20 protein-coding genes are annotated in these 22,511 nt (G+C 70.0%); 9 read left to right on the top strand and 11 right to left on the bottom strand.

Annotated elements, in window-relative coordinates; all coding sequences use genetic code 11:
• Positions 1 to 57: 57 nt before the first annotated feature.
• The 6 genes from hflX to miaA form a co-directional block, all read right to left on the bottom strand.
• Entirely contained in the window at positions 58 to 1,548 is a 1,491-nt protein-coding gene (hflX, locus tag SPRI_RS10295; RefSeq protein ID WP_005311086.1) for a GTPase HflX, read from the bottom strand.
• A gap of 159 nt (positions 1,549 to 1,707) precedes the next feature.
• The gene (locus SPRI_RS10300) at positions 1,708 to 3,207 is read right to left on the bottom strand and encodes a M1 family metallopeptidase (protein ID WP_037773600.1); all 1,500 of its coding nucleotides are present in this window, start codon (positions 3,205 to 3,207) and stop codon (positions 1,708 to 1,710) included.
• 76 nt (positions 3,208 to 3,283) lie between these two features.
• Complete coding sequence (locus SPRI_RS10305) at positions 3,284 to 5,362, bottom strand: RelA/SpoT family protein (protein ID WP_053556873.1); 2,079 nt, start codon at positions 5,360 to 5,362, stop codon at positions 3,284 to 3,286.
• 138 nt (positions 5,363 to 5,500) lie between these two features.
• On the bottom strand, positions 5,501 to 6,412 hold the full coding sequence (gene dapF / locus SPRI_RS10310) for a diaminopimelate epimerase (protein WP_005311101.1): 912 nt from the start codon (positions 6,410 to 6,412) through the stop codon (positions 5,501 to 5,503).
• 34 nt (positions 6,413 to 6,446) lie between these two features.
• On the bottom strand, positions 6,447 to 6,887 hold the full coding sequence (locus SPRI_RS10315; protein WP_037773601.1) for a membrane protein: 441 nt from the start codon (positions 6,885 to 6,887) through the stop codon (positions 6,447 to 6,449).
• 106 nt (positions 6,888 to 6,993) lie between these two features.
• Positions 6,994 to 7,932 (bottom strand): tRNA (adenosine(37)-N6)-dimethylallyltransferase MiaA, encoded by a 939-nt coding sequence (gene miaA / locus SPRI_RS10320; RefSeq protein ID WP_005311103.1) that lies wholly within the window; start codon positions 7,930 to 7,932, stop codon positions 6,994 to 6,996.
• Positions 7,933 to 8,156: 224 nt separating this feature from the next.
• On the opposite strand from miaA, the gene SPRI_RS10325 reads away from it, so the two are divergent.
• Entirely contained in the window at positions 8,157 to 8,441 is a 285-nt protein-coding gene (locus SPRI_RS10325) for a hypothetical protein (protein WP_050791464.1), read from the top strand.
• Positions 8,442 to 8,466: 25 nt separating this feature from the next.
• Complete coding sequence (locus tag SPRI_RS10330; protein WP_005311104.1) at positions 8,467 to 8,706, top strand: antitoxin; 240 nt, start codon at positions 8,467 to 8,469, stop codon at positions 8,704 to 8,706.
• Positions 8,707 to 8,853: 147 nt separating this feature from the next.
• On the opposite strand, the gene SPRI_RS10335 is transcribed toward SPRI_RS10330, so the two are convergent.
• Positions 8,854 to 9,567, bottom strand: coding sequence for a class III extradiol dioxygenase subunit B-like domain-containing protein (locus tag SPRI_RS10335; RefSeq protein ID WP_005311106.1), 714 nt, complete (start codon positions 9,565 to 9,567; stop codon positions 8,854 to 8,856).
• 299 nt (positions 9,568 to 9,866) lie between these two features.
• Positions 9,867 to 11,351, bottom strand: a complete 1,485-nt coding sequence (miaB, locus tag SPRI_RS10340) for a tRNA (N6-isopentenyl adenosine(37)-C2)-methylthiotransferase MiaB (protein WP_037776231.1) — start codon at positions 11,349 to 11,351, stop codon at positions 9,867 to 9,869.
• Positions 11,352 to 11,447: 96 nt separating this feature from the next.
• On the opposite strand from miaB, the gene SPRI_RS10345 reads away from it, so the two are divergent.
• Positions 11,448 to 12,455: a TAXI family TRAP transporter solute-binding subunit gene (locus SPRI_RS10345; RefSeq protein WP_005311110.1), complete on the top strand. Its 1,008-nt coding sequence runs from the start codon at positions 11,448 to 11,450 to the stop codon at positions 12,453 to 12,455.
• 39 nt (positions 12,456 to 12,494) lie between these two features.
• On the opposite strand, the gene SPRI_RS10350 is transcribed toward SPRI_RS10345, so the two are convergent.
• Both SPRI_RS10350 and SPRI_RS10355 read right to left on the bottom strand, forming a co-directional pair.
• A complete protein-coding gene (locus SPRI_RS10350) occupies positions 12,495 to 13,892 on the bottom strand; it encodes a sensor histidine kinase (protein WP_005311112.1) in 1,398 nt (465 codons plus the stop codon).
• A gap of 14 nt (positions 13,893 to 13,906) precedes the next feature.
• Positions 13,907 to 14,614, bottom strand: coding sequence for a response regulator transcription factor (locus tag SPRI_RS10355; RefSeq protein ID WP_005311114.1), 708 nt, complete (start codon positions 14,612 to 14,614; stop codon positions 13,907 to 13,909).
• Between the two features lie 301 nt (positions 14,615 to 14,915).
• Here SPRI_RS10355 and SPRI_RS10360 point away from each other — a divergent pair, with 301 nt between their 5' ends.
• From SPRI_RS10360 to SPRI_RS10380, 5 genes are all read left to right on the top strand, one after another.
• Positions 14,916 to 15,698, top strand: coding sequence for an amino acid ABC transporter ATP-binding protein (locus SPRI_RS10360; protein ID WP_005311116.1), 783 nt, complete (start codon positions 14,916 to 14,918; stop codon positions 15,696 to 15,698).
• 74 nt (positions 15,699 to 15,772) lie between these two features.
• Positions 15,773 to 16,609, top strand: coding sequence for a glutamate ABC transporter substrate-binding protein (locus SPRI_RS10365; RefSeq protein WP_005311118.1), 837 nt, complete (start codon positions 15,773 to 15,775; stop codon positions 16,607 to 16,609).
• 74 nt (positions 16,610 to 16,683) lie between these two features.
• Positions 16,684 to 17,352: an amino acid ABC transporter permease gene (locus SPRI_RS10370; RefSeq protein ID WP_005311119.1), complete on the top strand. Its 669-nt coding sequence runs from the start codon at positions 16,684 to 16,686 to the stop codon at positions 17,350 to 17,352.
• A complete protein-coding gene (locus tag SPRI_RS10375; RefSeq protein ID WP_005311120.1) occupies positions 17,349 to 18,254 on the top strand; it encodes an amino acid ABC transporter permease in 906 nt (301 codons plus the stop codon). The genes SPRI_RS10370 and SPRI_RS10375 overlap by 4 nt, the downstream gene beginning before the upstream one ends.
• Positions 18,255 to 18,429: 175 nt before the next feature.
• Positions 18,430 to 20,130, top strand: a complete 1,701-nt coding sequence (locus SPRI_RS10380; RefSeq protein WP_005311121.1) for an FAD-dependent monooxygenase — start codon at positions 18,430 to 18,432, stop codon at positions 20,128 to 20,130.
• Between the two features lie 483 nt (positions 20,131 to 20,613).
• Here SPRI_RS10380 and SPRI_RS10385 read toward each other — a convergent pair whose 3' ends face one another.
• Complete coding sequence (locus tag SPRI_RS10385) at positions 20,614 to 21,021, bottom strand: hypothetical protein (RefSeq protein ID WP_005311122.1); 408 nt, start codon at positions 21,019 to 21,021, stop codon at positions 20,614 to 20,616.
• A 166-nt stretch (positions 21,022 to 21,187) separates the two neighbouring features.
• Between SPRI_RS10385 and SPRI_RS10390 the strand changes: the two genes are divergently transcribed.
• Positions 21,188 to 22,375, top strand: a complete 1,188-nt coding sequence (locus SPRI_RS10390) for an IS701 family transposase (protein WP_078535242.1) — start codon at positions 21,188 to 21,190, stop codon at positions 22,373 to 22,375.
• Positions 22,376 to 22,511: the final 136 nt, after the last annotated feature.

Below are 22,511 nucleotides of genomic sequence, written 5' to 3' on the forward strand. Positions count from 1 at the left end.
AGAGCATGAAGGCCCGCCCCCGTCGGGGGCGGGCCTTCATGTACGTCCGGGACCGGATCAGTGCGCGGCAGGCACGAACGGAGACAGCGCCGCGGCCAGCTCCTCGTGCACCCGCGCCTTCAGCAGAGTGCCTTCCGTGGTGTGTTCCTCGGAGAGCACCTCACCGTCGGCGTGCACCCGCGAGACGAGCCCGCCCTCGGTGTAGGGCACGAGCGCCTCGATCTCGATCTGCGGCCGCGGCAGCTCGTCGTCGATCAACTGCACGAGCTCGGCCATGCCGGCGCCGGTCCGCGCCGACACCGCGATCGCGTGCCGCTCGATGCGCAGCAGCCGCTGCAGCACGAGCGGATCGGCCGCGTCCGCCTTGTTGATCACCACGATCTCGGGCACGTCGACCGCACCCACGTCGCGGATCACCTCGCGCACGGCCGCCAGCTGCTCCTCCGGTGCCGGGTGCGATCCGTCGACCACGTGAAGGATCAGGTCGGAGTCCCCGACCTCTTCCATCGTGGAGCGGAACGCCTCGACGAGGTGGTGCGGAAGGTGCCGTACGAAGCCGACCGTGTCGGCCAGGGTGTAACCCCTGCCGCTCGGGGTCTCGGCCCGTCGGACGGTCGGGTCCAGGGTGGCGAACAGCGCGTTCTCCACCAGGACACCGGCGCCGGTGAGGCGGTTGAGGAGGGACGACTTGCCGGCGTTGGTGTAACCGGCGATGGCGACGGAAGGCACGCGGTTACGGCGGCGCTCCTGACGCTTGATCTCACGGCCGGTCTTCATCTCCGCGATCTCACGGCGCATCTTCGCCATCTTCTCGCGGATCCGTCGCCGGTCCGTCTCGATCTTGGTCTCACCGGGACCACGTGTGGCCATGCCGCCACCGCCGCCGCCACCCATCTGCCGGGAGAGCGACTGACCCCAGCCTCGGAGCCTGGGCAGCATGTACTGCATCTGCGCCAGTGCCACCTGCGCCTTACCCTCTCGGGACTTGGCGTGCTGGGCGAAGATGTCGAGGATCAGGGCGGTGCGGTCGACCACCTTGACCTTGACGACGTCCTCGAGCTGGATCAGCTGGCCGGGGCTGAGCTCACCGTCGCAGACGACGGTGTCGGCACCGGACTCGAGAACGATGTCCCGCAGCTCCTGTGCCTTGCCCGAGCCGATGTACGTGGCCGGGTCCGGCTTGTCACGACGCTGGATGACGCCGTCGAGGACCAGCGCGCCGGCCGTCTCGGCGAGCGCCGCCAGCTCCGCGAGGGAGTTCTCCGCGTCCTGCATCGTCCCGGTGGTCCAGACACCGACCAGCACGACCCGCTCGAGGCGCAGCTGCCGGTACTCGACCTCTGTGACGTCTTCGAGTTCGGTGGAAAGGCCCGCCACACGCCGTAGCGCCGCACGCTCGGAGCGGTCGAGCTGATCGCCGTCACGCTCGGTGTCGATCTCGTAGCTCCAGGCGACGTCCTCTTCCATCAGGGCATCGGCCCGAAGGCTCTCGGTGCGCGTCTCAGCCAAGCTCTGCTGTTCCTGGGAAGTGGATGAAGAGGAGGTCATTGGATCCTTACGTCGATGTGGGAGCCCTCCCGGCGGTAGACCGCCGGAGTGCCCGGTTACCTGTGACAACGCGTGACAGTGCCGGAAGATTCCCCCGTAGGATCCCGGTCCCGGCCGCCCCGCCGACGTGCCGATGGTCGCACGGGCGTACCGGCGACGTCACCCCGATTTCATGGGCCCGCGTACTCCCCCGGCCGCCTTCGCGCGGCTGTCCCCCGCGGCATCGCTGCGCCAGTCCGGGTGGCCCGGCATCGGCGGGGTCTTCTTGCCGTACAGCCACGCCTGGAAGAACGCCGACAGGTCACGTCCCGCGACGGCCGACGCGAGCCGCGTGAAGTCCTCCGTGGTCGCGGTGGCATTCCGGTGCTCCGTGACCCATCGGCGCTCCAGGCGCTCGAACACGGCCTTGCCGATCTCCTTCCGCAGCGCGTAGAGGACCAGCGCACTGCCGTCGTAGACGACCGGCCGGAAGAGGCTCAGCTTCTGGCCGGGGGCGGGAGCGGCCGGCGCCGCGGGCGGTCCGCCGGCGGCGCGCCAGGCGTCGGAGTGCGCGTACGCCTCACGCATCCGGGTCTCGAGCGGCTTCTTGGCCTTCTCCTCGGCGTACAGCGCCTCGTACCAGCTGGCGTGGCCCTCGTTCAGCCACAGGTCGGACCATGTGCGCGGCGAGACGCTGTTGCCGAACCACTGATGGGCCAGCTCGTGGACCATGATCGAGTCGACGTACCACTCGGGGAAGGCCCCGGAGGTGAACACGGAGCGCTCGAAGAGCGACAGGGTCTGCGTCTCCAGCTCGAAGCCCGTCTCGGCGTCGGCGACCAGCACGCCGTACGTCTCGAAGGGGTAGCGGCCGACCTTCGCCTCCATCCACTTCATCTGGTCCGGCGTCTTCTTCAGCCAGCTCTCCAGCTTGTCGCGGTCCGCGGCGGGCACGACGTCGCGCAGGGGAAGTCCGTGCGGGCCCTCCCGCTCGACGACCGCCGAGCGGCCGAGCGAGACCTGGGCGAGCTCGGTGGCCATGGGGTGACTGGTCCGGTAGACCCAGGAGGTCTGCTTGTCGGTCCATGCCCGGGCGACGCGGCGCCCGTTGGCCACCACCGTGATGTCCCGCGGCGCGGTGACCCGGAAGGTGAAGTACGCCTTGTCGGAGGGGTGGTCGTTGGAGGGGAAGACCCGGTGCGCGGCGTCCGCCTGGTTGGCCATCACCAGGCCGTCACCGGTGCGCACCCAGCCGCCGGCGCTCTTGGGGCCGCGTGGATCACTCGTGTGGGTGACCGTGATCTCCATCCGCGATCCCTCGGGGATGGTCCCGGGCGGATCGATGACGAGGTCCTCACCGGCACCGGCGAAGTCGGCCGGGGTGTCGTTCACCATGACCGAGCGGACCTCGCCATGGGTGAAGTCGAGATTGACGCGGTCGAGCCTGCGGGTCGACCAGGCGTCGATCTTCGTGACGGCATCGAGGGGCTTGTCGTTACGGCCCTTGTAGGTGAGGGAGATGTCGTACTGGAGGACGTCGTAGCCGGGATTGCCCAGCTCGGGGAAGAGCCGGTCCCCGATGCCGAGCGGTTCCGGCGACGGCAGGGTGGCGGCGACAAGGGTGGCCGAGGCAGCGGCCAGCAGGGCGGCACGCAGACGGCGCCGGGAGGTGTGCAGCATGCCCTACCGCTACCAGCGCCCTCCGCACGCACCGTGGCGGCACGCGCCACACGGTGATCCACCCACCCGAACGGGGTCAGGCCGTGGCCGCCGGATGCTGGGTCCGGCTGACGTCGTACACCCCGGGAACGTCCCGCATCGCCCGCATGAGCGCCGGCAGCCCGGCCGCGTCGGGCAGTTGGAGCGTGTACGTGTGCCGTACCCGCTGCTGCGTCGGCGGCTCCACCGTGGCGGAGACGATGGCGGCCCCCTCTCCCGCGATGACTTCGGTGAGGTCCGCGAGGAGGCGGGGGCGGCCGAACGATTCGGCGACCAGCGTGACCCGGCACTCGGCGGCGTCGCCCCAGCGCACCGGCACCGGCTCGCGCCCCACGTCGGTCATGCGGGCCACGGCGGGACACTCCTGCCGGTGGACGGTCACGGCCCCGCCGCGCACGGGGAAGCCGGTGACCGCGTCCGGCGGCACCGGTGTGCAGCAGCCGGCCAGCCTGACCGTGGCCTCCGGGAGGTCCACCACGGCGTTCGCGGAGACCGGCCGGCCGGCGGGAAGCGGGGCGGGTCGGCGAGGAGCGGCGGAGGGCGCCGCGGCCCGCTGCGGATGCGCGTCGAGCCAGCTGGTGATGGCGATGCGGGCGGCGGGGGTGCGGGCGTGGTCGAGCCACTGGGGCGAGGGGCCGGAGGCGGCGTCCTGCGCCAGCAGGACGTGCACGGTGTCGCCGTCGCCGAGGACCGTGCTGAGCGTCGCCAGCCGGCCGTTGACCCGCGCCCCGATGCAGGTGTGGGCCTTCTCGCCGTACTGGGCGTAGGCGGCGTCCACGCAGCTCGCGCCGGCCGGCAGTCCGAGCGCCCGGCCGTCGGCGCCGAAGACGGTGATCTCCCTGTCCTGCGCCAGATCCGCACGCAGCGATGTCCAGAAGGTGTCCGGGTCGGGCGTGGACTCCTGCCACTCCAGCAGCCGGGAGAGCCAGCCGGGCCTGGTCGGGTCCGCGCGCTCACCGTCCGCCGGCTCGGCGCCTTCCACGGGTACGTACGGATTGCCGAGTGCGACCACACCCGCCTCCGCGACCTTGTGCATCTGGTGCGTGCGGATGAGGACTTCGGCGACGGCCCCGTCGGGACCGGCGACGGCGGTGTGGAGGGACTGGTAGAGGTTGAACTTGGGGGCGGCGATGAAGTCCTTGAACTCGGAGATCACCGGCGTGAAGCAGGTGTGCAGTTCACCGAGCACCGCGTAGCAGTCGGCGTCCTCCCCGACGAGGATCAGCAGCCGGCCGAAGTCGGTGCTGCGCAGCTGCGAGCGCTTCAGGCAGACCCGGTGGACGGACACGAAGTGCCGCGGTCTGATGAGCACTTCGGCGCTGATGCCGGCCTCGCGCAAGGCCGCACGGAAGTCGTCCGCGATGGCGGCGAGCGCGGTGCACGCGGTGGAGTTCTCGGCGATGAGAGCCCTGGTCCGCTCGTACTCCTCGGGGTGCAGGATCGCGAAGACCAGGTCTTCCAGTTCCGTCTTGAGGGCCTGGACACCGAGTCGTTCGGCGAGAGGGATCAGCACGTCGCGGGTGACCTTGGCGATGCGTGCCTGTTTCTCCGGCCGCATCACCCCGAGGGTGCGCATGTTGTGCAGCCGGTCGGCGAGTTTGATCGACATCACCCGGACGTCGTTGCCCGTCGCGACCAGCATCTTGCGGAAGGTCTCCGGCTCGGCGGCGGCGCCGTAGTCGACCTTCTCCAGTTTGGTGACACCGTCGACGAGATAGCCGACCTCGGCGCCGAACTCCGATCTCACCTGATCGAGCGTCACCTCGGTGTCCTCGACGGTGTCGTGGAGCAGAGAGGCGGTCAGCGTCGTTGTCTCCGCGCCCAGTTCGGCCAGGATCAGGGTCACGGCGAGCGGGTGGGTGATGTAGGGCTCACCGCTCTTGCGGAACTGCCCGCGGTGGGAGGACTCCGCCAGTACGTACGCCTTGTGCAGTGTGGCGAGGTCGGCGTCCGGGTAGTGAGCCCGGTGCGCGTCCACGACATGGCCGATCGCGTCGGGGAGCCGGTCGCGGCCCGTGGGGCCCAGCAGAGCGGCGCGGCCCAGCCTGCGCAGGTCGATCCTGGGGCGGCCGCGCCTGCGGCTGTGGGCACCTGGGTTGGTGGCCTCTGCGCTCATGGGCACCTCCGGCAGCTTCGACCGGCGGTACGGAGAACTGGCATGCCTCCGGGCCGGTGCTTGATGCTACCGAGCCCACCACGTGGCGCAGTCCAGCTCTCGCCCAGCGTGAAACGGATCACCCATTCGAGCGAAGCCCTAGGCGGTCACGGTTTCGAGGAGAACGGGGTCGATCATGCCCTCGGCGACGATGACGGCGGGGCCGGTCATCTCGATCTCCCCGTCGGGCCGCTCGGTGATGCGGAGCCGGCCACCGGGCAGATCGACCGTGTACGTGACGGGAGCGCCGGTGACCGCCGGATCCAGACCGTCACGGCGCGCGGCGGCCACGGCGACGGCGCAGGCGCCGGTGCCGCACGAGCGGGTCTCGCCGGAGCCGCGCTCGTGGACCCGCATCGCCACGTGGTGCTCACCTCGGTCGACGACGAACTCCACATTGACCCCGTCGGGGTAGACCGACGCCGGGGTGAACGGCGGCACGGTCAGCAGGTCGCCCGCGTGGTCCAGTTCCTCGACGAAGGCGACCGCGTGCGGGTTGCCCATGTTCACGTTCCTGGCCGGCCAGCTGCGGCCCCCGACGGACACGGTGACGCCGTCCTCGGGCAGCACGGCCCGGCCCATGGAGACCGTGATGTCTCCGGCGACGCCACTGCCGGGCACCGCCTTGGCGAGGTGGGCCTTCTTGATCCCGCCGCGGGTCGCGACGGACACGTCCCCCGCGTCGATGTGGCCCGCGTGCTGGAGGTACCGGGCGAAGACCCGGACGCCGTTGCCGCACATCTCGGCGACCGAACCGTCCGCGTTGCGGTAGTCCATGAACCACTCGGCCTCGCCGGCCATGTGCTCGGCCTCCGGGTGAGCGGCGGAGCGCACCACGCGCAGCAGCCCGTCACCGCCGATGCCGGCCCTGCGGTCGCACAGCCGGGCGACGGTGGACGCGGGAAGTTCCAGGGCGTTGTCGGGGTCGGGGACGATCACGAAGTCGTTCTCGGTCCCGTGGCCCTTGAGGAAGGGGAGGGGCGACGTCTGCGAGGTGCTCACGTGCTCCATCGTACGAGGACGGTCCGACAACGGCCGGAGCCGGTCACCTCAGCCGCGCCACACGCCACACGGCGAGCGCGACGAGTACCGCTGCGACGCCCACGTACAGGGCGATCACACGCCAGTCGGGGCGCTCGCCCGAACCGCGTGACGGCAGGCCCGGCCAGGTGTGGCCGACACGGCGCGCCGCCATCACACCCCAGCCGGCGGCGCAGCAGCTGAGCAGCAGCCCGAGCATGGCCACGACCGCTCCCCCGTCGCCCGTACCGAAGGCGAGCGGGAAGGCGAACATGAGCGAGCCGAGGGCGGCGAGGACGACGATGGGGGCGAGCTGCCAGATCCTGAGCCGCCGCTGCGGACGCAGCTCGACCTCGACCTCGTCGGCGAGCACGTCCTGCTCGTCGGGCCCGTCAGGGCTGAGACCGGACGCGCCGTTCGTCGCATCCCGTCGTTGCTGTTCCGTGTCGCGAGGGCCGGCCTCCATCGCCACGCGCCCTCCCAACTCGGACTCAACTGTCGATCGATGCTCGATGATGGCACGCTCCCAGGGGCCTGAATGACGGCCGGAGCGTCCCGATGCCATCACGTGATCAGGCTGTGACCGCTCGTTCGATCAACGCCAGCGCCCGGTGCGGAAGTTCCGTCCTGTCGGCGGCGGCACCGCTCAGCCAGTGCACCCTCGGGTCGCGCCGGAACCACGAGTCCTGACGGCGCGCGAAGCGCTTGGTGGCGCGCACGGTCTCGTCACGCGCCTCCTGTTCGCTGCACTCTCCGGCGAGAGCCGTCAGCACCTGCTGATAGCCGAGCGCCCGCGAGGCCGTACGCCCCTCCCTGAGCCCCTGCGCCTCGAGCGTGCGCACCTCGTCGACGAGGCCCGCCTCCCACATCCGGTCCACACGCACGGCGATGCGCTCGTCGAGCTCGGGCCGTGCGACGTCGACGCCGATCTGCACGGTGTCGTAGACGGCGTCGTGCCCGGGCAGGTTGGCCGTGAAGGGCTTGCCGGTGATCTCGATGACCTCGAGGGCCCGGACGATCCGGCGTCCGTTGCTCGGGAGGATGGCCCGGCCCGCCTCCGGGTCGGCGGCGGCCAGTCTGGCGTGCAGGGCGCCGGGGCCGCGCACCGTCAGCTCCTCCTCCAGGCGCGCCCGCACCGTCGGGTCCGTGCCGGGGAACTCGAGCGCGTCGATCGCACCGCGCACATAGAGACCAGAGCCTCCGACGAGTACCGGGGTGCGGCCCTCGGCGAGCAGCCGGTCGATCTCGGCCCGCGCCAGCCTCTGGTACTCGGCGACGCTCGCGGCCTGTGTGACGTCCCAGATGTCGAGGAGCCGGTGCGGCACTCCGCCACGCTCGTCGGTCGTCAGCTTGGCGGTGCCGATGTCCATCCCCCGATACAGCTGCATGGAGTCCGCGTTGACGACCTCACCGTCGAGTTGCCGGGCGAGGAACACCCCCAGATCGGACTTTCCGGCTGCGGTGGGACCGACTACGGCGATGACCCGCGGAGCGGGAGCTGCACTTCTCACCGCCCCAGTCTCGCAAACCCCGGTGCATGTCCCCGAACGAGCGAGGTGACGGCGGCGACCCGGGGTCGTTTCCTGTTGCGAGGTTCCGAACGCCGGTTTCCGGACCGGCGCCCGCGCGTGACGCAAGACGGCGCTCCGGGCGGCGCGGAACTTCGCCCGCACGAGTAGGGTATGGAGTAGATATGGGTGTTTTCTCATGGTTTCGTCGTAAGCCTGCAGCAACCGTGGAGGCGTCGGTACCGGAGGCGGCTGTCGGAGCTCCCGCCGAAGAGGCCGGGGAGACCGAGAAGTCCGAGGTGATCGACGGCACGGCCGGGACCCCGGCTGCGGCGGAGCCGGCGGAAGAGGTGGCCCCGGCCGTCGAAGCCACCGGATCCACCGATGCCGCCGCCGAAACCGTGGTACCTCCCGTCGACGGAGGCACCGCGGCCGAGGCAGTGGAGATCCCGCGGCAGCAATCGGCCGAGGAGGCCGCGGACAGCGAGGCCGGCGAAGGCGCCCGCAAGTAGCAGCCGCGACGAGGGAAGGTGCCCCATGGGCTTCCTGGACAACCTGAAGACCAAGCTCGGCCCCGCTAAGGACAAGGTCTCCGGCCTTGCCCAGCAGCACGAGGGCAGGATCGGGCAGACGCTGGAGAAAGCCGCCAAGAAGGTCGACGACAAGACCAAGGGCAAGTACAGCAACAAGATCGAGACGGGTACCGGGAAGGCGAAGCAGGCCCTCGGCCGCATCGCGCACAAGAACGACGGCGGGACGACACCGCCGGCGGCCTGAAGGTCACCGGACCGGTTCGGCGAAGGGCGGCGGTGGAGCGAGGCCCCACCGCCGCCCTCCCGTGCCCGGAGATCCTTCCGGGGTGACCCGGTACCGGCAGGGTCTCTGCGGACCGGGCCGGATCAGCGCGGATCCGGACGGGAGGCTCTAGGCCTTGGACCAGGCCGCGACGAAGTAGCCGACACCGTACGGGTCACTCTCGTGCAGCAGCCGCCCCGTGAGCCCGGCGCCCTGCGCGGCTCCGGCGAGGACCTGCCACGGCGCGCGGCCCGACACCTTGAGCTCGCGCGCCAGCGACTCGTCGAGCCCTCTGAGCCCTTCGATGTCCGCCGCGCCGAGCGCGTCGGCGGCCCGCCGGTCGAAGTCCGCGGCCCGCTCGTCGAGGTAGCCGGGCGCCTTGAGCGTGCGGCAGGCGCTGCCGTCGCCCATCACCAGAAGGGCGACCCGTCCGGCGCGCGCGGCGAGTTCTTTTCCAGCCGTCATGCAACGGTGCGCGTCGAGGGGTTCGCCGACCCCGAGGCCTTCGACGGGAGCGGCCGTCCAGGTGCCGCCGGCGAGCAGCCAGGCGCCGACGGCCAGTGAGGGCGGCAGTGTCCGCTCCTGTCGGGGCCCGTCACCGAGGCGGACGTCGAGGTCGACGCCGAACCCCCGGAAGGAGCCGGTGGCGCCCGCGGCGTGCGGTCCCCGCCGATCGTGCTCCGCGGGTCCGACCACGATCAGCAGCTCCGGATCCGCAGCGGCGAGAACGGCCACGGCCTCGGCGCACGCGGCACGCGTCGCGTCCAGCTCGGGCGCGGCCCCGGAGGCGACCTCGGGCACGAGGAGCGGCGGACACGGACACACGGCGGCGGCTACGAGCATGATCCGCAGCCTAGTCGGCGCACTGCGCCCGGCGGCACCTGCCAGGGCCCGGGCGCCGATCCGGGCGGGGTGGCAACGCGACGCCCACGGCCCGACCGGACTCTTCCCGGCCGTCACCCGGCGCGGCGGTCTTCCACCCCGGGCGACCTGGACGCAAGGCGACCTGTCCGGGTGACCGGTCGCCGCCTCGGGCGTTCGCCGGGCGGGCCGGTCTTCCGCTTGGGGCGGTCGGGCCCGGACGTGGTGCGCGCAACTCAGCAACGTCCCCGGGCCCGCCACCCGGAGCCCGCGCGGCGGCGTCAGACCGCCGCGCAACCGCCCGTCGCCGGCGGCAGCGGTGCGGGGACGCCCAGCGAGGGCAGGCCCAGCATCACACCGGCCGGCTTCGCGGCCTCCCCGTTGCGCTTCTCCCACGCGTCACCCGCGCGGGTGCGGCGCACGGAGGTCACCGCCCCCTCCGCGAGCAGGTGGTGCGGGGCGGCGTAAGTGATCTCGACGGTCACCACGTCGCCGGGGCGCACCTCGGCGTCCGGCTTGGTGAAGTGGACGAGGCGGTTGTCGGGCGCCCGGCCGGAGAGCCGGTGGGTGGCCCCGTCCTTGCGGCCCTCGCCTTCGGCGACCATGACCTCGAGCGTGCGGCCGACCTGCTTCTTGTTCTCCTCCCAGGAGATCTCCTCCTGGAGGGCGACCAGGCGCATGTAGCGCTCCTGGACGACCTCCTTGGGGATCTGCCCGTCCATGGTCGCCGCCGGGGTCCCGGGGCGCTTGGAGTACTGGAAGGTGAAGGCGTTCGCGAAGCGGGCCTCGCGCACGGTGTGCATGGTCTGCTCGAAGTCCTCCTCGGTCTCGCCGGGGAAGCCCACGATGATGTCGGTCGAGATGGCGGCGTGCGGAATGGCCGCCCGCACCTTCTCGATGATCCCGAGGAAGCGCTCCTGCCGGTACGAGCGGCGCATCGCCTTGAGGATCGTGTCCGATCCCGACTGCAGCGGCATGTGCAGCTGCGGCATCACGTTCGGCGTCTCGGCCATGGCGGCGATCACGTCGTCCGTGAAGTCGCGCGGGTGGGGCGAGGTGAAGCGGACGCGCTCGAGGCCTTCGATGTTGCCGCAGGCACGCAGCAGCTTGCTGAAGGCCTCGCGGTCGCCGATGTCGGACCCGTACGCGTTCACGTTCTGGCCGAGCAGGGTGATCTCGCTGACGCCCTCCGCGACGAGTGCCTCGATCTCGGCGAGGATGTCGCCCGGCCGGCGGTCCTTCTCCTTGCCGCGAAGCGCGGGCACGATGCAGAAGGTGCAGGTGTTGTTGCAGCCCACCGAGATCGAGACCCACGCCGCGTACGCAGACTCACGGCGCGTCGGCAGCGTGGAGGGGAACGCCTCGAGCGATTCGGCGATCTCGACCTGCGCCTCTTCCTGGACGCGGGCGCGCTCGAGGAGCACCGGAAGCTTTCCGATGTTGTGTGTACCGAAGACGACATCGACCCACGGCGCCTTGGTGACGATGGTGTCGCGGTCCTTCTGCGCCAGGCAGCCGCCCACGGCGATCTGCATCCCGGGGCGCCTCGACTTCATCGGGGCGAGCCGGCCGAGATTGCCGTAGAGCTTGTTGTCCGCGTTCTCCCGCACCGCGCAGGTGTTGAAGACGACGACATCGGCGTCCCCGTCGGCGCCCTCGGGCGCGCGTACGTATCCCGCGTCCTCCAGCAGGCCCGACAGCCGCTCGGAGTCGTGGACGTTCATCTGGCACCCGTAGGTGCGCACCTCGTAAGTTTTCGCACTCATCGCGCCCACCAGGGTACGGGGTCGCACCGACAGCGCGGCCCCCTCCGGCAAGGCCGGGCCTGGCCATCACAAGGAGTGAGCTGGCAGGATCGCGGCATGCTCCCGGCACCTCCCGTCCTCTCCCGCCTCGGCCGCCGCCGCGCCCTCCAGGGCGCCGCCGCTGCCCTGGTGGTCCTCGGGCTGCTGCTGTGGTGGCTGCTGCCGTTCGGCCGGTCGGCACCGAGCGGGCAGCTGACGCTGAGCACGGGGTCGCACAGCGGTGTCTACCAGCGGTACGGGGAGCTCCTGAAGGACGCGCTGGCCCGCGACATGCCGGACGTGGCGATAGACCTGCGCACCAGCGAAGGGTCCCAGCAGAACCTCGAGCGGGTCGCGTCCGGGGAGGCCGACTTCACCATCGCGACCGCCGACGCCGTCGCGAAGTACAAGCGGGAAGGGCTGGCGGGCGCCTCCCGGCTGCGGGGATGCGCACGGCTGTACGACGACTACGTCCAGCTCGTGGTGCCCCGGGACTCGCCGGTCAGGTCGGTGGCCGATCTGCGCGGCAAGGTGGTCGGCGTCGGGCAGGACGGCTCGGGCATCCGGCTGGTCGCCGACCGGCTGATGCGGGCCGCCGGGATCGATCCCGGCAAGGACATCACCGCGCTGCCGTCGGGCATCAACGTGGCTCCCGGCCAGCTGGAGAAGGGCCGCATCGACGCGTTCTTCTGGTCCGGCGGACTGCCCACCAACACGGTGCAGAAACTGTCGGAGCGCTTCCCGGTCCGGCTGGTCGCGGTGGAACCGGAACTGGTCTCGAAACTCCACGCGTCGGGCGATCCGACCAGTTACTACCGCTCCGCCGTGATGCCGGCGGACGCCTACCCGCAGGCCCAGGGCGGACTGCCCGTCGAGACCATCGCGGTGGCCAACCTCCTGGTCACCACGGACCGGATGAGCGCGGCGCAGACCGAGGGCTTCACCCGCACGGTGATCAGGAGCCGGGACCGGATCGGCAACACCGTGCACCCCGCCCAGCTGGTCGACCTGCGGACGGCCGTCTACACGGACCCGCTGCCGCTGCACGAAGGCGCGCGGCACTACTACCGCTCGGTCAAGCCGTAGCGACGGCGCCGGGGACCTTGCTCACTCCCGGCGGTGGTCTCAGGCGTCCTTCGCGTGGGTCCTCGGCAGTGTGAGCGTCACCTTCAGGCCGTGGGGCTCGTGGTGCGCGTACCCGATGGACCCGCCGCCCGCCGTCAGCAGCGCCCTCGAGATGGACAGGCCGAGGCCGGAGCCCTTCACGTTCTGGTGACGCCCGCTGCGCCAGAAGCGGTCACCGATCCGGGAGAGCTCCTCGTCGGTCAGGCCCGGGCCGCGGTCGCTGATCACGATGGTCGACGTGTTGCCCTGCGCCGCGACCTCGACCGTGACCTCCTCACCCTGCGGGGTGAACTTCAGGGCGTTGTCGATCACCGCGTCCAGCGCGCTGGAGAGCGCCACCGGGTCCGCCCAGGCGGTGACCGCCGCGGTCTCGTAGGACAGCGCCACTCGCTTCTCGTCGGCGAGCGGCCGCCATGCCGCCACCCGCTCGGCGGTCAGCTCGCCGATGTCGGTGAGCTGGAGCTCCGCGGAGGCGTGCTCGGCGAGTGCCAGGTCCAGCAGGTCGTCGAGGACCTGGGCCAGGCGTTTGCCCTCGGTACGGACGGAGGCGATCTCGGGGTTCCCCTCGGGCAGTTCGAGGGCGAGCAGTTCGATGCGCAGCAGGAGGGCGGCGAGCGGGTTGCGCAGCTGGTGGGAGGCGTCCGCGACGAAGGCCCGCTGCTGTTCGAGGACTTCCTCGACGTTGTCGGCCATCTCGTTGAACGAGCGGGCCAGCCGCCTGAGCTCCGGCGGCCCCCCGGCGGCGGCGACCCGCGAGTTCATCCGGCCGGTCGCGATGTCGTGGGTGGCGGCGTCCAGGACCCTCACGGGCCGTAGCACCCAGCCGGTCAGCCGGAAGGCCGCTCCGACGGCGACGAGCATCGCGGCGGCCTCACCGGCGACGATCAGCAGCCAGCCGCGCAGGACCCGCGAGCGCAGCTGGTCGGTGGGCGAGTCGGTGAACACGACGGCGACCACGTCCCCGTCCCGTACGACGGGTGAGGCGACGACGAGCCGTTCGCCGCGCTGCCAGGGCCACACCTGCGGCGGGTCGTCGCTGCGCCGGCCGGTGAGCGCCTCCTGGAACGCCTCGCGGCCCTCGCCCTCGCCCGGCACGTACCAGTCGCGGGGGGCGCGGGCCATGGAGTCGCCGCTGCGGTAGAAGACACCCGCCTTGATCCCGTACGTGTCGTAGTACCGGTCGAGCTGCTCCTGCAGCGTGGAGCGGCGCTCGTCCGGAGCGGAGCCCTGGTCGGTGACGAACTGGGCCAGCGCCGCGAAGCGCACGGTGTCGTCGATCCGGTCGACGACGACCCCCTGCTGCTGCGCCGCCGCGACGCTCACCGCGAGCGGAAAACCGAGCGCCAGCAGCACACCGGCCATGAGCACGATGAGGAGCGGAAGAAGTCGGGTACGCACCGGGGCGAGGGACCTTACGCCCCGACGGGCGCGACGAGCCGGTAGCCGACACCCCGCACGGTCTCGATCAGGGCCGGCATCCGCAGCTTCGAGCGCAGCGACGCCACATGCACCTCGAGCGTCCGGCCGGTGCCCTCCCAGCTGGTCCGCCACACCTCGCTGATGATCTGCTCACGCCGGAAGACCACTCCCGGGCGCTGGGCGAGCAGCGCCAGCAGGTCGAACTCCTTGCGCGTGAGCTGCACGGGCGCCCCGTCGACACTCACCGTGCGGGTGGGCAGCTCGATGGTGACCGGCCCGAGCCGCAGAGCCTCGTCGGAGGCGGGCGCACCGGCGTCGTCACCGGACGTGGTGCGCCGGCTGACGGCGTGGATCCGGGCGAGCAGTTCCCCCGTGTCGTACGGCTTGACCACATAGTCGTCGGCGCCGAGGTTCAGTCCGTGGATCCGGGAACGGACGTCCGAGCGCGCGGTCACCATGATCACGGGAGTGGAGGTGAGCTTCCTGATCTTGCCGCACACCTGGTAACCGTCCTGATCGGGCAGGCCGAGGTCCAGGAGGACGACCCCGAAGGGCGGCTTGGCCGGGTCGGTGGCGGGCAGAACGGCTCGGAGCGCTTCCTCGCCGTTGCGGGCGTGGACCACCTCGAAGCCGTGCCTGGCGAGCACCGCCGACAGGGCGGCGGCGACATGGTCGTCGTCCTCGACGAGCAGCAGCCTCATGGCCCCCCTCCGGTCGTGTGGTGTTCGTGGCGCGGTCGTGTCGCGTTGATCGTGCGGTGTTGTACGAATGGTTCGCGACACACCACAGGGCATCAACGCGGATGTCACGGCGCACAGTCAAGAGGCTTCCGGGTGACGATCGGTTCCGTTACCCACCCGGTATCGCAGTGGACCACCCCGTTCACGCATAGTGTCCGGTTGAGGCCGGATCGTTATGCTCAATTCTCCCTCAGATGTAATGACGCTGGTCGCAGCGCGTGACTAAGGTCCTCCCAACCGAGGAGGACGGAGCAAGAAGCCGATGAGCGGAGTGTCAGTGACCAAGGACGCCGAGGACGCGGTGCCCACGGCCGATCTGGTCGTGCTGAGCAACGTGAACAAGCACTTCGGCGCGCTGCATGTGCTCCAGGACATCGACCTGACCATCGCCAGGGGCGAGGTCGTGGTCGTCATCGGACCTTCCGGGTCCGGAAAGTCCACGCTGTGCCGCACCATCAACCGCCTGGAGACGATCGACTCCGGCGCGATCTCGATCGACGGCAAGCCGCTGCCGCACGAGGGCAAGGAGCTCGCCCGGCTGCGCGCCGACGTGGGCATGGTCTTCCAGTCGTTCAACCTCTTCGCGCACAAGACCGTGCTGGAGAACGTGACGCTGGGGCAGGTCAAGGTACGCAAGGCCGACAAGAAGGCGGCGGAGACGAAGGCGCGGGCCCTGCTGGACCGGGTGGGCGTCGGTGCGCAGGCCGACAAGTACCCGGCGCAGCTCTCCGGTGGTCAGCAGCAGCGTGTGGCGATCGCGCGGGCGCTGGCGATGGACCCGAAGGTGATGCTCTTCGACGAGCCGACGTCGGCGCTCGACCCCGAGATGATCAACGAGGTTCTCGAGGTCATGCAGCAACTGGCACGTGACGGGATGACAATGGTGGTCGTCACGCATGAGATGGGCTTCGCCCGTTCGGCCGCGAACCGGGTCGTGTTCATGGCGGACGGCAAGATCGTGGAAGAGGCATCGCCCGAGGAATTCTTCAGCAACCCGCGCAGCGACCGGGCCAAGGACTTCCTGTCGAAGATCCTTCACCACTGAGTGTCCTGGATCGGCTGATCCAGCGCATCGCGTCTGTTCCGAACCCCGCGTCAAACTCTAGGGAAGTCACCATCATGAAGCTTCGTAAGGTCACCGCCGCTTCGGCCACCGTCCTCGCGCTCGCCCTGTCGGCCACGGCCTGCGGCTCCGACAGCGGCAAGGAGAGCGGCTCAGGCGACGGCGGCGACAAGATCACCATTGGTATCAAGTACGACCAGCCCGGGCTCGGCCTCAAGACCCCGGACGGGTTCACCGGCTTCGACGTCGACGTCGCCACGTATGTCGCCAAGGAGCTCGGCTACGCCGAGGATGACATCGAGTTCAAGGAGACGAAGAGCGCCGACCGCGAGACCGCGCTGGCCCGCGGTGACGTGGACTTCATCGCCGCCACCTACTCGATCACGGACGAGCGCAAGCAGAAGGTCGACTTCGCCGGCCCGTACCTCCTCGCCCACCAGGACCTGCTGATCCGCGCCGACGACAACGTCAGCAAGGGTGACGACCTCAACGGCAAGAAGCTCTGCTCGGTCACCGGCTCAACCTCCGCGCAGAACGTCAAGGCCAAGTTCGCACCGGACGCCCAGTTGCAGCAGGTCGGCACGTACTCGGAGTGCCTCAATGGACTGCAGAGCGGCGCTGTCGACGCGCTGACCACGGACGACTCGATCCTCGCCGGCTACGCGTCGCAGGAGCAGTACAAGGGCAAGTTCAAGCTCGCCGGCCTCAAGCTGAGCAACGAGAACTACGGCATCGGTGTCAAGAAGGGCGACAAGGAGATGGTCGACAAGATCAACGCCGCCCTCGAGAAGATGGTCCAGGACAAGTCCTGGGACAAGGCCGTGAAGGACAACTTCGGTCCGGCCAACTACAAGAACGAGCCCGCCCCGAAGATCGGCAACATCGTCAAGTGAAGCTGGGCTGAAACGGCGCGCCGACCCAGAAGGCGGCGCGCCGGGCCCTCCTACACGCGAAAGCGCGGGAGATCGTGTTCGACTTTCTTGAAGGCTACGACTTGCTCGGGGCGTTCTGGGTGACGGTGAAGCTCACCATTTTCTCAGCAATCGGCTCCCTGGTGCTGGGCACCGTCCTCGCCGCGATGCGGGTGAGCCCGGTGCCGCTGATGCGCACATTCGGCATGGTCTATGTGAACGTGGTCCGGAACATCCCCCTCACCGTGATCATCGTCTTCTCCTCGCTCGGTCTCGCCGATGTCTTCGGCATGACGCTGGGCGCGGCCGACGACTTCGAGGTCAAGTACTTCCGGCTCGCTGTCTTCGGGCTCGCGGCCTACACCGCGGCGTTCGTGTGCGAGGCGGTGCGGTCCGGCATCAACACGGTGCCGGTCGGTCAGGCGGAGGCAGCACGGGCCATCGGGCTGAGCTTCACCCAGGTCCTCTCACATGTCGTTCTCCCGCAGGCGTTCCGCTCGGTCGTCGGTCCGCTCACCAATGTGCTGATCGCCCTCACCAAGAACACCACGGTCGCGGCGGCCATCGGTGTGGCGGAGGCGGCTCTGGTCATGAAGGAGATGATCGAAAACGAAGCGCAGCTCGTCCTCATCTCGGCAATCTTCGCTTTCGGATTTGTGGTTCTGACCCTTCCCACCGGTCTCATCCTCGGCTGGGTCGGCAAGCGTGTGGCGGTGAAGCGATGACATCCGTTCTCTACGACGCTCCCGGCCCTCGGGCTAAGCGCCGCAACATCGTCTACACGGCCTTGTTCCTCGCGCTCCTGGCGCTGGGGATCTGGTGGGCCATCCGCGTCATGGCCGACAAGGGCCAGCTCGAATGGTCCCTATGGAAGCCCTTCACGGAAGCGGAGGCCTGGACGACCTATCTGCTGCCTGGCCTCGCCAACACCCTGAAGGCGGCGGCGCTCGCGATGGTCATCGCACTCCCGCTGGGTGCTCTCTTCGGCATCGCCCGGCTGTCCGACCACCGCTGGGTCAGGGTTCCGGCCTCAATCATCGTGGAGTTCTTCCGCGCCATTCCCGTCCTGCTCCTGATGTTGTTCGCGAACGAGTTCTACTCGCGCTCCACCAACATCAGCAGTGATCTACGTCCGTTGTACGCAGTGGTCACCGGCCTGGTGCTGTACAACGCGTCGGTCCTGGCCGAGGTCGTGCGGGCGGGCATTCTGTCGCTGCCCAAGGGCCAATCGGAGGCAGCCAAGGCCATCGGGCTGCGCAAGGGCCAGACGATGACGAGCGTCTTGCTCCCGCAATCCGTCACCGCGATGCTGCCGGCGCTGGTCAGCCAGCTCGTGGTCATCGTCAAGGACACCGCTCTCGGCGGCGCGGTACTGGCATTCGCGGAACTGCTCAACGCCCGTGGCACTCTCGCCGCGTACTACGCGAACGTCATCCCGAGCTTCATCGTGGTCGCCGTGATCTTCATCGTCCTCAACCTGATCCTCACCACCTTCGCCTCGTGGCTCGAGGGCAGGCTGCGGCGGGGCAAGAGGAGCACGGGCGCGGTGCTGGCCGCACCCGGCGGCGCGGAGGAGCCCGTCGCCGAGCCCGGCCTCGGCAAGACCGATGACGGACGCGGCGCCTGACGGTTCATCGGATGTTCGACCGCCGAGGGGCGGTGGCCTGCGGGCCACCGCCCCTCGCCGCGTTCCGGCGGCGCTTGACGCAGGCACCGGCAGTGGGTTGCATACGTTCTGTGATCGCGCACCGGGCTCCAACCGCACTTTCCCGCACGACCCTACGGGCCCCGGGAGTCACGCCGTGGACCCGGTGATCGTGGTCGGCGCCGGTCCCGTCGGGCTCGCGCTGTCACTCGCCCTCGCGGCACAGGGCGTCCCCTCGGTCGTGCTGGACGAGGGCAACGGGAAGGACGAGCCGCGCCCGGCCCGCACCGTCGTGCTCCGCCCCGACACCGCCGACCTCATGTCGCGGCTCGGCTGCGGAACCGTGCGTCACGAAGGCACCCGGTGGAGCGGCTGGCGCTCGATGCTGCGCAAGCAGGAGCTGCGACAGCTGCCCCTCGACGGCGGCGGCGAGGTCAACCGCCGGGGCGACGGAGACCCCTGGGACAGGGACGACTCCTACGCCGGGGGCGGACGCGATGGCGCATACCAGCGGGGCGACCAAGTCGCCGGACCCGACGGGGGCCCGACGGCGCCCCTCCACATCCCGCAGCACAGCCTCTCCCGCGGACTGCGCGAAGCCGCCATGGAGCACCGGCTCGTACGGCTCGTGACCGACAGTCGCCTCGACTCGCTGGAACAGGACGCCGGCGGCGTCGGCGTGCACACCCGGGGGCCCTCCGCGACCTGGTGGCGGGGCAGCTATCTGGTGGGCTGCGACGGTGCCAGGTCCACGGTCCGCAAGCTCCTCGGCATCCGCTTCCCGGGCCGTACGGCGGTGGAACGGCACGCCGTGGCCGCGCTGCGCACCGAACTGCCCTGGCCCGGCGAGGCGGTGCTGCACCGTCAGCCGCCGTGGAGTTCGGGCGGCGACGAGATCACCGCACGTCCGCTGCCGGACGGCATGTGGCGGCTGGACTGGTTGCTTCCCCCCCGCGGCGAGCTGGTGACGCCGGAGGCCCTGGTCGCGCGGGTCCGTGACACTCTGGCCGGCTGGTGCGGCGGCACGCCGCCGTACGAACTGCTCGACACCGGGGTCTACACCCTCCATCACCGCCTCGCCCGGCGCTGGCGCGTGGACCGCGCCTTCCTCGCGGGCGACGCGGCGCACCTGCTGGGAGCGATCGGCGCCCAGGGGCTCGACGAAGGTCTGCGTGACGTGGACAACCTGGCATGGAAACTGGCCCACGCGTGGCACCACGGTGCGTCGCAGACGCTGCTGGACAGCTACCAGGCCGAGCGGCGCACCGCCGTCGCCGCACGGCTGCGCGCCGCCGATCAGTCACTGCCGATACTGCGCAGCGGTGGCGGGCTGCGCATGTACCTCCCCGGGGCGGCCCGGGGTCACGACGCGATGCTCACCGACGCGCATCTCGGACGGGGCGCACTCGGCGCACCGCCCGTCTACACGCATTCACCCCTCACACCGGAGCCCACCGGTCCGCAGACACTGGCCGGTGCCGTGCCGGGCTCGCCGGTCGTCGACGTGCGGGTGACGGCTCCCGACGGCACATGCGCACGGCTGCGGGAGCGGCTGTGCCGGGGACGGCTGCTAGTCGTGCTGGTGGCACCGGGCACCGGTGTGTGGGACCGGAGGCACTGGGTCGGCGCGGGCATCATGCCGCGGCTGCAGACGGCGGTCTCCGGTCTGCCGGCCCCGGCGGAACTGCTGGTGACGGAGAGCTACCCGGGCGCCTCCGCGCACACCGTGCTGCTCGTGCGGCCCGACGGGCATCTGGTGGCCGCGTTCGCGGGGGTCCGGCCCGCAGAGCTGTACGCCGCCGCGGACATCGCGAGGGGAGGCGCCCCCGCCACGCAGACTGGGCTTGATCCGCTTTGATGGCCATCCGAGATCAGAGGGCTGAGCCCTCTGAAGGATTATGTCCATCATGGACAGCATGGAAGGCTCTTCGCGGTCGACCAGCGCAGGTCCATAACGTGGACGATCTCGCCGATCGGGGTGCCAGTACGAGCGTGGACGGCGAAGTAGGCGGTCATCATGGGGGCGCTGATGGAGCGGCAGACCAGCCGGAAATGGGACGAACCCACGGCATGGGCTGTTCTCGGCGCCGCCGGGCCAGGCGACCGGCCAGGGCCAGTCGTAGCGGCTGTCGTCCCTGGTCCCGCTGCAGCACGAGCGGAGTTCGAAGAGCAAGGTTGCCGCCGTCCGCCACCTCGACTATCCCGACGCCCGCCAGGCCATCCAGTCGTCGGCCGGTGATGGGATCTCGGCCCACGGAAACTGGCAATGGGCGGGTCTACCTGAAGACCAACTTGAACGTCTTCGGATCCACTCGACGCCCGCTCAGAGGACGCTGGGGCATCAAGGCCCGAGTTCACCGCGACGGAGGGCGTCTCTTATCTCGCTGAGCTTCGCGGTCGTTGCCGGGGTCCGCTCCTGTGCTTGTTTAGCGAGTCGGAGGGCATCGTCGATCTCGCTGAGCTTCCTGGAGGACAGGACGGCCGCCCGCTCTATCAGGTCGTCCCGGGACACGGTGGTCAGCCACGTGCACGGGGTGAAGCCTGGACGCGGGAACGCGAGCCGCAGCACGCCTTCGAGCGGCAGCCCTTCACCGGCGCCGACCGTCACTTCGATGCCCAGACCGCTGATGTCGAGGCCTGCCGGAGCGACGACCTGCATCACCTGGAACCCGGACGCGTCGTCTCCTGACAGCAGTACGACCAACCTCCGCTCGTCGAACTGGACCCGCCAGACTTCGCCACGTTGCACAAACCCTCCGATACACAGGACGGCAGGCAGACGCTGCGCGACCTGACGCGGTGTGGAGACGGGTGCGGCCACCGTTGATCATCGGTGTGTGAAGACAAACGATCATTCGGTGGCCGCAGGTCACAGCGTAGACCCTGCCTGCTGGCAGGAGGCGTTCGAGGGCCTGATGAGCCGGATAGCGGGACGCTTCACACGGGTCGAATCCCGACGCCGGGCCCCGAAGTTGGTACTCGGCCTGGTGTCGGATCTGCCGCGCAAGAACTGCTGGACCATCGCCGAGTGGGCCGGGGACAGGACCCCGGACGGCATGCAGCACCTGCTCGGGAGGGCGAAGCGGGATGCCGACCAGGTCCGCGACGAGGTGGGTGACTACGTGGTGGAGCATCTGCACGACGACGAGGCGGTGCTGGTGGTCGACGAGACCGGCGACGTGAAGAAAGGCACCGACACCGTTGGAGCCCAGCGGCAGTACACCGGCACCGCGGGCAGGATCGAGAACGCCCGGGTCGCCGTCTACCTGGTCTACGCCAGCCGCCGCGGGCACGCCGCAGTGGACCGGGAACCCTATGTTCCGCGTTTCTGGACCTCCGATCCCGACCGCTGCCAGGCCGCCGGCCTCGGTGACAATACGGAGTTCGCGACCAAGCCGGAGCTGGCCGCTCGCATGGTCAGCCGATTCCTCGACGCCGGCCATCGGGCCGTATGGGTCGCGGGAGACGAGGTCTACGGCGGCAACTCGAGGCTGCGCACCGCTCTGGAGGAACGCGGCACCGGCTACGTCCTCGCGGTGGCCTGCTCGCACGAAGTCACCACAGGCGCCGGGAGGTTTCGCGCCGACATGTTGGCCAGGAAGGTGCCCAAGAGGGCCTGGCAGAAGTTGTCCGCAGGGGCCGGAGCCAAAGGCCACCGCTTCTACGACTGGGCCGTCATCGACCTCACCGATCCCCCGGCCCGGGAGCCGCAGCTGCTGATCCGCCGCAACCGCAGCACCGGCGAACGTGCCTACTACCGCTGCTACTCGCCTGCCGCAGTGCCGCTGACCACCCCGGTGCGCGTCGCTGGATCAAGGTGGCGGGTCGAGGAGTTTTTCCAGTCCGGCAAGGGCCTGGCGGCCCTGGACGAGCACCAGGACCGCCGCTACCCGTCCTGGTCCCGCTGGGTCACCCTGGCCATGCTCGCGCATGCCTTCCTCGCTGTCCTCCGCGCGAACGAACACGAGGGTCATCCCTCGCCCGACGAGCTGATACCGCTCACTTGTGACGAGATCCAACGACTGTTCATCACGCTCGTCAACCGGACCGTCTTTGACCCTGTCCACCGACTTCGCTGGTCCGTCTGGCGACGCCGCCACTAGGCCCGATCCCAGACCAGCCACTACCGGCGTCAAGCCGCACAAGCATGAAGAGCACGATCTACGGCTGTAGTACTAGCGGGGACAGAAATACATATCTTGCGCCACTGACTAAAGTGAGACAGGGGCCGCTAATTAT

It is taken from the genome of Streptomyces pristinaespiralis (assembly GCF_001278075.1).
GTDB lineage: Bacteria > Actinomycetota > Actinomycetes > Streptomycetales > Streptomycetaceae > Streptomyces > Streptomyces pristinaespiralis.

Bases quoted from the DNA above. Each gene is read 5' to 3' on its own strand.
- hflX (WP_005311086.1), bottom strand. From the start codon at position 1,548: ATGACCTCCTCTTCATCCACTTCCCAGGAACAGCAGAGCTTGGCTGAG.
- SPRI_RS10300 (WP_037773600.1), bottom strand. From the start codon at position 3,207: ATGCTGCACACCTCCCGGCGCCGTCTGCGTGCCGCCCTGCTGGCCGCT.
- SPRI_RS10305 (WP_053556873.1), bottom strand. From the start codon at position 5,362: ATGAGCGCAGAGGCCACCAACCCAGGTGCCCACAGCCGCAGGCGCGGC.
- dapF (WP_005311101.1), bottom strand. From the start codon at position 6,412: ATGGAGCACGTGAGCACCTCGCAGACGTCGCCCCTCCCCTTCCTCAAG.
- SPRI_RS10315 (WP_037773601.1), bottom strand. From the start codon at position 6,887: ATGGAGGCCGGCCCTCGCGACACGGAACAGCAACGACGGGATGCGACG.
- SPRI_RS10330 (WP_005311104.1), top strand. From the start codon at position 8,467: ATGGGCTTCCTGGACAACCTGAAGACCAAGCTCGGCCCCGCTAAGGAC.
- SPRI_RS10335 (WP_005311106.1), bottom strand. From the start codon at position 9,567: ATGCTCGTAGCCGCCGCCGTGTGTCCGTGTCCGCCGCTCCTCGTGCCC.
- miaB (WP_037776231.1), bottom strand. From the start codon at position 11,351: ATGAGTGCGAAAACTTACGAGGTGCGCACCTACGGGTGCCAGATGAAC.
- SPRI_RS10345 (WP_005311110.1), top strand. From the start codon at position 11,448: ATGCTCCCGGCACCTCCCGTCCTCTCCCGCCTCGGCCGCCGCCGCGCC.
- SPRI_RS10355 (WP_005311114.1), bottom strand. From the start codon at position 14,614: ATGAGGCTGCTGCTCGTCGAGGACGACGACCATGTCGCCGCCGCCCTG.
- SPRI_RS10360 (WP_005311116.1), top strand. From the start codon at position 14,916: ATGAGCGGAGTGTCAGTGACCAAGGACGCCGAGGACGCGGTGCCCACG.
- SPRI_RS10365 (WP_005311118.1), top strand. From the start codon at position 15,773: ATGAAGCTTCGTAAGGTCACCGCCGCTTCGGCCACCGTCCTCGCGCTC.
- SPRI_RS10375 (WP_005311120.1), top strand. From the start codon at position 17,349: ATGACATCCGTTCTCTACGACGCTCCCGGCCCTCGGGCTAAGCGCCGC.
- SPRI_RS10390 (WP_078535242.1), top strand. From the start codon at position 21,188: ATGAGCCGGATAGCGGGACGCTTCACACGGGTCGAATCCCGACGCCGG.